The organism is Leptolyngbya cf. ectocarpi LEGE 11479, from assembly GCF_015207065.1.
Lineage (GTDB): Bacteria > Cyanobacteriota > Cyanobacteriia > Phormidesmidales > Phormidesmidaceae > Leptothoe > Leptothoe ectocarpi.
Genome location: NZ_JADEXP010000228.1, coordinates 1 through 10,559, shown reverse-complemented (window position 1 = coordinate 10,559; position 10,559 = coordinate 1). Strand labels below are relative to the sequence as shown.

9 protein-coding genes are annotated in these 10,559 nt (G+C 50.6%); 5 read left to right on the top strand and 4 right to left on the bottom strand.

Features of this window, described 5'->3' with window-relative positions:
• Positions 1-1,207, top strand: a 1,207-nt coding sequence (locus tag IQ260_RS20610) for an alpha-glucosidase C-terminal domain-containing protein (RefSeq protein ID WP_193994973.1), incomplete at its 5' end; no start/stop codon positions are given.
• 59 nt (positions 1,208-1,266) lie between these two features.
• On the opposite strand, the gene IQ260_RS20605 is transcribed toward IQ260_RS20610, so the two are convergent.
• The gene (locus IQ260_RS20605) at positions 1,267-1,845 is read right to left on the bottom strand and encodes a pyridoxamine 5'-phosphate oxidase family protein (RefSeq protein WP_193994972.1); all 579 of its coding nucleotides are present in this window, start codon (positions 1,843-1,845) and stop codon (positions 1,267-1,269) included.
• A 150-nt stretch (positions 1,846-1,995) separates the two neighbouring features.
• Between IQ260_RS20605 and leuD the strand changes: the two genes are divergently transcribed.
• Complete coding sequence (gene leuD / locus IQ260_RS20600) at positions 1,996-2,592, top strand: 3-isopropylmalate dehydratase small subunit (RefSeq protein ID WP_228016305.1); 597 nt, start codon at positions 1,996-1,998, stop codon at positions 2,590-2,592.
• Positions 2,593-2,630: 38 nt separating this feature from the next.
• On the opposite strand, the gene pyk is transcribed toward leuD, so the two are convergent.
• Positions 2,631-4,415 (bottom strand): pyruvate kinase, encoded by a 1,785-nt coding sequence (pyk, locus tag IQ260_RS20595; RefSeq protein WP_193994971.1) that lies wholly within the window; start codon positions 4,413-4,415, stop codon positions 2,631-2,633.
• A gap of 422 nt (positions 4,416-4,837) precedes the next feature.
• Here pyk and crtR point away from each other — a divergent pair, with 422 nt between their 5' ends.
• The gene (gene crtR / locus IQ260_RS20590; RefSeq protein ID WP_193994970.1) at positions 4,838-5,743 is read left to right on the top strand and encodes a beta-carotene hydroxylase; all 906 of its coding nucleotides are present in this window, start codon (positions 4,838-4,840) and stop codon (positions 5,741-5,743) included.
• Between the two features lie 87 nt (positions 5,744-5,830).
• Here crtR and aroH read toward each other — a convergent pair whose 3' ends face one another.
• Entirely contained in the window at positions 5,831-6,238 is a 408-nt protein-coding gene (aroH, locus tag IQ260_RS20585) for a chorismate mutase (RefSeq protein ID WP_322745005.1), read from the bottom strand.
• Positions 6,239-6,326: 88 nt separating this feature from the next.
• A complete protein-coding gene (sppA, locus tag IQ260_RS20580; RefSeq protein ID WP_193994969.1) occupies positions 6,327-7,199 on the bottom strand; it encodes a signal peptide peptidase SppA in 873 nt (290 codons plus the stop codon).
• A gap of 171 nt (positions 7,200-7,370) precedes the next feature.
• Here sppA and IQ260_RS20575 point away from each other — a divergent pair, with 171 nt between their 5' ends.
• Positions 7,371-8,489, top strand: a complete 1,119-nt coding sequence (locus tag IQ260_RS20575) for a DMT family transporter (RefSeq protein ID WP_193994968.1) — start codon at positions 7,371-7,373, stop codon at positions 8,487-8,489.
• 568 nt (positions 8,490-9,057) lie between these two features.
• Positions 9,058-10,473 (top strand): HEAT repeat domain-containing protein, encoded by a 1,416-nt coding sequence (locus IQ260_RS20570; RefSeq protein ID WP_193994967.1) that lies wholly within the window; start codon positions 9,058-9,060, stop codon positions 10,471-10,473.
• Positions 10,474-10,559 lie beyond the last annotated feature (86 nt).

The window sequence follows — 10,559 nt, the reverse complement described above, 5'->3', positions numbered from 1 at the left end:
GACCACATTTAGTGCCGATCAGGTTGACTTAGATTACAGCAATCCAGACGTATTTCTAGAATTTATTAAAATTATTCTGGCTTATATCCACCACGGAGCCCGCTACATTCGTTTGGATGCGGTTGGATATTTGTGGAAGTCTTTGGGGACCTGCTGTATTCATTTACCTGAGACCCATGCCGTCATTCAGGCCTTCCGAGAACTGATACAGATGATCGATCCGGGAGTAGCACTGATTACAGAAACTAATGTGCCGAACCGCGAGAACCTCAGCTATTTTGGCGATCGCAACGAAGCCCATATGATCTACAACTTCAGCCTGCCACCGCTGCTGTTAAATGCATTGATGCAAGGGCGCGCCGATCACCTCAAAACCTGGATGATGAGTATGCCACCAGCGCCCATCGGCTGTGCTTACTTCAACTTTACCGCATCCCATGATGGCATCGGACTACGGCCTACTGAAGGTCTTTTGGAAGACGGAGAATTTGCAACGCTGATTGAGACCATGCGAAGCTTTGGCGCCAAAATCAGCATGCGCAGTAAGGCTGACGGTAGCGAATCTCCCTACGAAATCAATATCTCCCTATTTGATGCCCTGCAAGGTACAGCCAAAGGACCCGATCAGTGGCAAATCGAGCGTTTTATTTGCTCACAGACGGTCATGATGTCCCTAGAAGGGATTCCAGCATTCTATATCCACAGTTTACTGGCCACCCCTAACGACTTAGACGGCGTAGCCAACACAGGTCACAATCGTTCCATTAACCGCCACTGCTGGGACAAACAGCGGTTAGATGCTCTTTTAAGCGATCCTGAAACACCTCAGTCAATTGTGCTGGCGGAACTTTCACGCCTGATCCAAATTCGTCGTCAGCAAAAAGCCTTCCACCCCAACGCCACTCAATATACGCTGCATCCAGAAAATCCCGCTATTTTTGCGTTCTGGCGTCAGAGTATCGCCCGTGATCAGAGCATTTTTTCAATTCATAACCTCAGCGATCAACCTCATACACTACGGTTAAGTGAGCTTAACCTGGTCAATACCGATAGCTGGATGGACCTGATTAGCGGCAAACGTTTTGACGATTTGCATGCCGCTTATGAACTGCAGCCCTATCAATCAGTCTGGCTGACCAATCGTCCCTATTACGATCAGGCTAGTATTCCTGAGCATCGGGATTTACAGTTCCTGTACGAAGCGTAAGGAGCCCATTAGGAGAGATCGCTTAAAGAAAGGGAGCAAAGGCCAATACGTCAGTTTTTTTAGCTACTGGCGGCATTGGCCTGAGTATTAGCTTGACCGATGGGAGTGATTAAACCATCAATACTGGTACTCCCTTTTTCTATCTGGTACTGCGCCACAGCAGTTGAGCCTTTTTTCTGAGCCCATGTTGGCAGTGTGGGTCGCTGCCCCTGATAGTCATACATGGGAACACCAAATCCACAGGACGTCTGCACCCGATGCACATCGACTACGATGATCTGTCGCACTCCCGGTATGAGTTCAAAGTAAGGGGCTACATCTGTCCACTGGGTTGAATCGGGTAATACAGTCATCCCACCACCGTACAGTCGCAAAATCAACGGCTGGCGGTCAAAACTACAAAACATCAGCGTGATCCGCCCGTTTTCAACAAGATGGGCGGATGTTTCATTACCGCTGCCTGTGAGATCCAAATATGCAACCTGGGTAGGAGACAAGATGCAAAATGTATCTAAGCCTTTGGGTGATAAATTGACATGCCCATCAGCTGACAAAGGGGCAGTAGCCACAAAAAAGAGCTGCTGCTTTTGAATAAACTCCTGATGAGCTGGGGTCATTTCAGAAAACACACTGGCCATGGGCAAGTCTATTGATGAGCATGGGTAATATCGAGCTACCATTTAGAACTGGTAACCTCTTACACGTTAGCGTTTTTCCCCACATCTCAGCTGGCTATGGCCATCGTCTGGAAGGGGGCTCTGTTATTCATACAGCAGGATTGTTTCTCTATGGTTCAGACAATGTCTAAAATCACGTCGGTTAGCGGTCGTGGCATTCCTTTACTGGGGAATGATATCGATACCGACCGCATTATCCCGGCTCGATTTCTGCGATGTGTCACCTTCGATGGTTTAGGGGAGAATGTATTTGCCGATGATCGAGCTGGCAACAACCATCCCTTTGACCACCCCCAGTATCAAGATGCCAAGATTTTGGTAGTCAATAGCAATTTTGGCTGTGGTTCATCGCGGGAGCATGCCCCCCAGTCCATTATGCGATGGGGTATTCAGGCTATCGTTGGGGAGAGCTTTGCCGAGATTTTTTTGGGTAACTGCGTTGCCATTGGGATGCCCTGCGTAACTGCGGATCCGGCTACTGTAGCTCAGCTTCAGGCCTTGATTACCAAAGCACCTGATACAGAGCTGACGATAGATTTAGACATACTCAAAATCTCGTCTGGTAGCCAAGCGTGGGAGGTCGCCTTAAAAGAAGGCAATCGACAAATGTTTATTAATGGCACCTGGGACGCTTGCGGACAGCTACTACAACGCTCAGAACAAATCAAAGCGACAGCGACAAACCTACCCTATATAAGCTGGAGCTGAGCTGGAGCCGCTAAAACAGTTTTAATAGGCCACAAGCTCTAGTAAACCGCTGTCATCTCTCGGGAAAGGTTGGACGCACCAGAGGAGACCATGCCCCGTTTTGCATCAATGGTGACAATGGTGCCGTCGCGGATAATGTTGGTGGCATCAGTCACACCAACTAGTACTGGAATGCCAAGCCGCATACCTAGCACAGCGGCATGTCCCGCATGGTTTGAATCTTCAGTGATAATGCCGCCTGCATTACGGATGATATCGACATAGTCGGCACTAGTGCTAGGGACGACTAAAATCTCACCAGGATTAAAGTTGCTAACGGCGAGGGCCTGGTTGACGACCCGAGCCCGTCCGCTGGCCACACCTTCGCCGATGCCTTTGCCATGGCCCAGGACAGCGGTGACCAATTCTACTTTGATTAAGTCTGTAGAGCCGGAAACCCCTTGCAGGGTGCCAGCTGTCATCACCACCAAATCACCATCGTGTAGCAGCTCTTTTTCTTGGGCTACGTTGACTGCGGATTGGAAGGTTTGATTGCTAGACGGCAGGTCAACGACCAGTAGTGGTTTGATCCCCCAGACCAGCTGTAGCCGTCGGGCAACTTCGGTGTGAGGAGTGACGGCTAGGATAGGGGTGCGAGGGCGAAATTTAGACACGTTACGAGCCGTTGCCCCGGTTTTGGTCAGGGACATAATCGCAGCCGCATCTAACTGGGAGGCAATTTGCCCAACGGCTTGGCTAATGGCATTGGGAATCGTGCGGCTAGCAGCGGCTTCTGATGAATTTTGGGTAATTTGTTCTTTCTCTGTGCGCATGGCAATCTTTGCCATGGTGGCTACCGCTTCTACTGGATAATCCCCGACGGCGGTTTCATTCGATAGCATGACCGCATCAGTCCCATCGAGAATGGCATTGGCCACGTCAGAGACTTCTGCTCGGGTGGGTCGTGGGTTGCTCACCATACTGTCGAGCATTTGAGTGGCTGTAATCACCGGGATCCCTAGACGATTAGCGGTGGCAATCAGCCGCTTTTGAAGAATAGGGACATCCTCTGCTGGTAACTCCACCCCCAGATCCCCACGAGCGACCATCACCCCATCCGAGAGCGACAAAATCGCCTCCATCTGTTCAATGGCTTCGTGTTTTTCGATTTTGACGATAACGGGAACTCGTTTGCCCGCGTTGGCGATAATTTCTTTGATTTCTAGAACGTCCTGAGGGTTACGCACAAAGCTCAGGGCCACCCAGTCAACTCCTTGATCGAGACCAAAGGCCAGATCTACTCTGTCCTTGTCCGTTAGCGCTTTGATCGATAGGTAAACCCCAGGAAAGTTGACACCCTTGCTGTTGGACAGTTTGCCCCCAACCACCACTTCACAGTTAAGGTTACGCTTTTCCATATCCTTACTGACTACGCGCATCTCTACTTTACCGTCGTCCAGGAGGATAATTGCGCCTGTGGGCACCTCTTCTACGAGGGGCTCGTATGTCACTGAGCTAATGGTTTGCGTCCCAGGCATCGGACGGCTGGTAAGGATAAAGCTATCCCCTGTTTTTAAGCAGATAGAACCATTTTCAAACTTACCTAGACGAATTTTAGGACCTTGCAGGTCTTGTAAAATACCGACGGGCTGGTTGAGCTCAAACGAGATCTGGCGGATCAACCGAATACTGCGTTGGTGATCGTCATGGGTCCCGTGGGAAAAGTTGAGACGTAGTGTGGTGGCACCAGCTTCAATTAGCGATCGCAACGTGTCAGAATCCTGGGTGGCCGGACCAATGGTGGATACAATTTTAGTCCGGCGCAGAGCATGGCGCAGTGGCATAGTGCTTTATCCGTGGGCTAGCCGTCAGTGGGTTAGACAGTGGGTTAAACCACATCCGATGTCAGCTGCTTAATCTTCGTCAACGAATGTCTTGACGAAAACCCAGCTATTTTGGATGTGCATACGTGTCAAACAAACCACCGGATAGTATCATGCCAGGGTTCGCTTCCGCTTCAACACCTCTGGCGGTCGGAGGTAGTCCAATTTGACGCATACCTTAGAGCTTAAATTATGGCAAAGGATCTCTGGGTCAGCCTAATCACTAACCCAGAAACCCATGACTATCTAGAAACGAGAAAGTAGCAACACCTGGTCGAGTCATGTCGCGAAATATTAAGGCATAAATGAGATAACGTCACAAATCTTTATTATTCCCTCTAGGTAGCGTATACTTCGTAACATAGGTGTGAAGGAGTATTACTGTGGTTTCGGTGGCAACACGCCCTTCGACGGTGCTCAGACGAGTGCCGAAAGATCTTTTAGACGCAGATGGTGGTGTCAGCCCGGATTTGCTCATATTCATAGGGGCAGTTGCACTCGTAACTGTCTCCACATTTGGGTACTTTTCCTGGAGCTTTCCCCATTGGATATGTTTTGGTTTGAACACGGTAGCCTTGCATCTGGTGGGTACCGTTATCCATGACGCTTCCCACAATTCGGCCCATAGAAATCGCATTGTCAATGCTGTTTTGGGACACGGCAGCGCGTTGATGCTGGGATTCACCTTCCCGGTTTTTACACGCGTGCATTTGCAGCACCATGCCAATGTGAACGACCCAGAGAATGATCCAGACCACTTTGTCTCCACCTGTGGTCCTCTGTGGTTGATTGCGCCGCGTTTTTTCTATCATGAAATTTACTTTTTTCAGCGGCGATTGTGGAAGAAGTATGAGTTATTGGAGTGGTTTTTAAGTCGTTTGACCGTGGCAGCCCTGATTTATTCTGCCTATCAGTTTGGCTTTTTAGATTATTTTGCCAACTATTGGTTTGCACCTGCTTTAGTGGTCGGTGTTGCCCTGGGGTTATTTTTTGATTATCTGCCCCACCGCCCTTTTGAAGACAAGAACCGCTGGAAAAATGCGCGAGTCTATCCTGGGCGGGTGTTGAACCTGTTGATCATGGGACAGAATTATCACCTTGTCCATCATCTATGGCCCTCTATTCCCTGGTACAAGTACAAACCTGCCTACGAATTGATGAAGCCTCTGTTAGATGAAAAGGGTTCTCCCCAGTCCCTAGGTCTGATGCGTCGTAAGGACTTTTGGGGATTTATCTACGATATTTTTCTGGGTATCCGCTTTCATCCCAAGAAAGATCATTCAAAATAAGCAAAATAAGAACCATCGGGGCGTTGCGTGCAACGCCCCGATGGTTCTTAAACGCCATATTTCAGAGCAAAAATTTGCGCCCAATTATTAGGTCGTTAGACTAGCCCAATCTGGCCTCAGCCCGCTCGCTCCCCGCAGATAGGGATGGTAGATATCAGCTTTGGGTATGGCCATATAGGCATGGATAAGAAAGCGAATACACATGGGCAAGCTGCCCGCCACTTGCATATGCTGCACATCTAAGAGGGGTACTGTATCCCAACCGGAGCGTTGACGTGCGATCGCAGCTGGAAACACCGCATCCAAATCAGTCGTAACCGAAAACGTGACGCTAATCATGGCATCGGTGGTCAGCGGGTTATTGTCCTCCAAGGCATCAATGAGTTCAGTGACCGCATCCTCTATGGCAGTGACCGAGTTCTCCGTTACGGTAGTCGCGCCTCGAATCGCACGTACCCGCCAGCGACCTATCTCCCCCTGCTCCATGGTGACCATCCCCCATCTGTTGCTGCACTGGCTTCTAGCCAACTCCTTAGATAGAGTAGCCTGTTCTCGGTCGGCTGATCTGGGAGCTTACCTCAGATTAGCCGCCAAAGGGGCCTGGCAGCGTAGTCCCAGGTGATTGATAGAGCCACAGAGGCATACCCTGATAGGCCAGCTCAAACTCTAACCAGCCCAGCATCTGTGGACTTATCCAGGGAGATGCTATCTGACTATTGCCCTGACTATTACCGGGTAAGAGCTTATTCCAAAACGGCTTACGCTCTTCGATGGTGTAAATCTCAGTCTTTTCTGGGTCTAGGCCAGCCAGCTCAGCCGCCCAACGGCGAGCATCGGCTTCGGTACCCAGCCGGTCTACCACCCCCAGCTCTAGGGCTTGAGCACCAGTAAAAATGCGTCCGTCTGCAAATCCACGCACCGTTGCTTCGTCTAAGTTGCGGGCGGTGGCGATGGTTGACACAAACTGTCCATAGCTAATGTCGATCAGCTCTTGCAAAATCGTTTGCTCAGGCTGGGTAAGCTCTCGGTCAAACGAAAGAATATCTTTGTAAGGGCCAGACTTGATCACCTTAAAAGACACCCCAACCTTATCTAGCAGCCGTTCTAAATTATTGCCGCGCAAAATCACCCCAATACTGCCGGTAATAGTGCCTGGATTGGTGACAATATGCGGGGCTCCCATGCCGATGTACACACCGCCCGATGCAGAAATATTGCCAAAGCTAGCCACAATTTTCACCGTGTCTTGCAGCTGCTTTAGGGCACTGTAAATCTCTTGGGAATCGCCAACGGTACCACCGGGGCTATCGATCCGGAGTAATAGCGCTGGAAACTTTTTTTCCTTAACCTCTTCAAGGGCTTCCAGCACACGTTTGCGAGTTCCACCCGCAATTGCCCCAGAAATCTCAATACGGGCAATTTGTTTACGGAAGCGTGGCTTGAATGGCCAAATCATAGAAGCAACTTGATAAACAACTAAAAGTCCAGATGATAACTATAAACTCCCGCTGCCGCTTGCTGCTGTCAGCCATGGATGGAGCAATCAATTGGCGAGGAGTGTCCCCGGAACTTAACATTACTTTATGATAAGACTAAGAGTCTGTCAGATTCATAGGTTCCTCGCTGCATGGCATCCCCGCTTAACTCCCAAAAGACACCCACACTGGTTTTAATTGCTCCATTTTTTTTGTGGGGGACCGCGATGGTGGCGATGAAAGGGGTGATCGACACCACTACTCCTTTATTTTTGGCCACGTTGCGTCTAGTGCCAGCGGGTGTCTTGGTACTGATGGTGGCAGCTTTGCTAGGGCGCAAACAGCCCCAGAGTTGGCAAGGGTGGGCCTGGATTGGGGGCTTCGCTTTAGTCGATGGCACCCTCTTCCAAGGATTTTTGGCTGAGGGCCTACAGCGCACGGGAGCAGGATTGGGCTCGGTGATGATCGATTCTCAGCCCATTGCAGTAGCCCTGATGGCCCGATTTTTATTTCGAGAGGTGGTCGGTCCCCTGGGTTGGCTAGGGCTAGTACTTGGGATTATGGGTATCAGTCTATTGGGGCTGCCCGATGAATGGATTATTCAAACCACCTCAGGTCTGGGAACAGCCCTATCAACGGGGCACTGGCCAGCTCAAACTAATATCTTTGCGGGTCTAGCCTCAGTAGATGATCTGCTGGCTGAGCTACTAGGCCACGGCGAATGGTTAATGCTGCTGGCCGCCTTATCAATGGCCGTGGGCACTGTGATGATTGCCTATGTTGCGCATCATGTGGACCCGGTGGTAGCCACAGGTTGGCACATGATTTTTGGCGGGCTGCCTTTACTGGGGCTATCGGCCTACACCGAGGTACAGCAGTGGCAAGGCATTACGACGACGGGCTGGCTTGCAATCTTTTACTCAACGGTGTTTGGGAGCGCCCTTGCCTACGGTGTGTTTTTCTACCTAGCGTCCAAGGGTAACTTGACCAGCTTAAGTGCACTAACTTTTCTCACACCCGTATTTGCCCTCACCTTCAGCACATCATTGCTAGCTGAGAACCTCACCATGGTTCAGTGGATCGGTGTCGGTTTTACACTGGTCAGTATCTATTTAGTCAATCAGCGGGATGTCATTACCAAGGCAGTGATACAGACATTGGCGGGACCGTCGGTGATGAGGGTAGCCGAATCGATTAGTCCTGATCTATCAAAAGCACTGATGACGTGGGTGCGATCGCAGCACCCGATCGATCCCGCTTCAAAGCCATGAAAAGTCAATATCCTCAAGAGCACCACGGCACCCTCTGCATCTCCCAGCGGTTCCCTAAACACCTGAGACATATCCAGGCTTTACATAGGCTGCCCGTATACCAAGAAGTCTTGATAAATCAGTCCCCGTATCACACCGTTATTTAAGCTAGTATTGGCTGCAAGTTGTCAATCCCTGTTTCGATTGCCTTGACCGACCGCCGCCAGCAGTTTTTATGGGGTCGTGGGTACACTGAGGCTATTGCCTTGAACTGACAGCCCTAAATTTGGGTACAGTTATGATGTTGCCCGGTGCTACTGTCCGTTAGCTAGAGCGGCAATTTGATTTTTTGAGCTGTGCATAGACTAGTGGCTGTTAGCAGCGCAATTGTATGATTTTTTACTAAAAAGCTCTTAAAACATCAGAATGAGCTGGCTGTTGTATGGATTGAGCAGGAATCTGCCATTTGCCCCACTGAATAGTCCATCTAAACGGTGAACAGAACGACGCAGGTACTGGATACTGAACTGATATGATTTGGCGCTCTACTTTAGTATTGATAACAAGTCTGACAGCTTTCACACTATCTGTGGAGAGCCTGCGAGCCGAGAATCGGCCCCTGCTCGTAGCGCAGTCTTCAGCGGTCGATCCTAGTACGGCTGTTGATACCGGTCAGGCGGTGCCAAATGTGCGTGGTCTTCCCGATGACTCCTCGCTGCAAACCGCTACGTCCGAGCAGCAGGTTGAGGAAATTAAAACTATTCAGCAGGAGTTACAAAATCGTGGCTATTATAATGGCCCGATTGACGGTATCTATGGGCCTGGAACCGCTGAGGCGATCCGAACACTTCGCGGTCAAGCAGAGGACCCGGTCAATCCCGGTCTGTTGACTCCCGATACGGCTCCAGCAGACGGCCTTCCTGAAACTGGCAATGCCGGGTCGCAGACTGAGGGAGATTGGGCAACGGAGCAACCGTCTGAAGGTGGCGATCCTGAAGCCAGCGACGGTAGCTCTGTACGACTCAATCCCACAGATCCTCTTCCCGAAGAAATCAATATTGGAGATAGTGTCTCGCCTGGGACCGGCGTTGAGCCTGCCGCCACTGAAACGGCTCCTGCCGCGTCAGATGCGCAGACGGATGGTCAGACAGATGCTCAAGCAGCCGAAGAACCGCCATCGTCAGGTGGAGGACTTCTATGGCCTGGGATAGCGATCATAGCCGCCCTGGGTAGCTTTGGTATTGGCTTTGTACTGGCCAAGCGTGCCAAGGGTCGCAATGATGAGCTGGAATCTCCCTGGGGCGCTGTTCCTGCTGAGGTACCCCAGCAGGAACACGCAGCACATCACCCATCGGCGCAGTCGGCTCTAAATGGCTATTCTGCAGCCAATGGTACAGCTAGTGATCAAGCAGCAGAACATGTAACCCCTTCCAATCATCGACTCAACGACAGTTTACCGACTCTATCTGCGGCAAATCCGATCGGTGAAACTACACCAACTACTCGGTTGGCTAAAGTCGATGTCATGGATGAGCTAGTCGCCAATTTGCAAGTAGCTGATCCGACTAAGCGACGGAAGGCCATCTGGGAACTCGGTCAGCGCGGAAATTCCTCCGCTGTGCAGCACCTGGTCAATACCATGGTGGATGCAGACTCAAAGGAAAAGAGCTTAATCCTGGCAGCCTTGTCAGAGATTGGCATCCGTTCGTTGAAACCAATGAATCGGGCGTTGGCCATTGCCCTGCAGGATGATAACCCTGATGTTCGTAAAAATGCGATTCGTGATTTAACCCGTGTCTACGATCTGGTAACGCAAATTAGTCAGATGTTAGGCCATGCTACTGAGGATGAAGATCCCGAAGTGCGGCGCACAGCGGAATGGGCCTTGGGACAACTCAACCGCATTCGCGAAGCCCCCAAGCTCAAGTCATCGCTCAATACCCTAGACGCCTCCCGTAGCCCGTCGGAGCTGCTGCCAGATGAGGTGAAGAACTTAAAGAATTAGAAAAAAGAGCCCCTGGAGCATAAGCACGACACCTTAACGGGTTGAGCCGTACTGGTTTATCTAACCACGATCGGATAGGGTCATAG

Excerpts from the sequence above, each read along its gene's own strand:
- IQ260_RS20605 (WP_193994972.1), bottom strand. The coding sequence starts at position 1,845 with ATGGCCAGTGTGTTTTCTGAAATGACCCCAGCTCATCAGGAGTTTATT.
- leuD (WP_228016305.1), top strand. The coding sequence starts at position 1,996 with ATGGTTCAGACAATGTCTAAAATCACGTCGGTTAGCGGTCGTGGCATT.
- pyk (WP_193994971.1), bottom strand. The coding sequence starts at position 4,415 with ATGCCACTGCGCCATGCTCTGCGCCGGACTAAAATTGTATCCACCATT.
- aroH (WP_322745005.1), bottom strand. The coding sequence starts at position 6,238 with ATGGTCACCATGGAGCAGGGGGAGATAGGTCGCTGGCGGGTACGTGCG.
- sppA (WP_193994969.1), bottom strand. The coding sequence starts at position 7,199 with ATGATTTGGCCATTCAAGCCACGCTTCCGTAAACAAATTGCCCGTATT.
- IQ260_RS20575 (WP_193994968.1), top strand. The coding sequence starts at position 7,371 with ATGGCATCCCCGCTTAACTCCCAAAAGACACCCACACTGGTTTTAATT.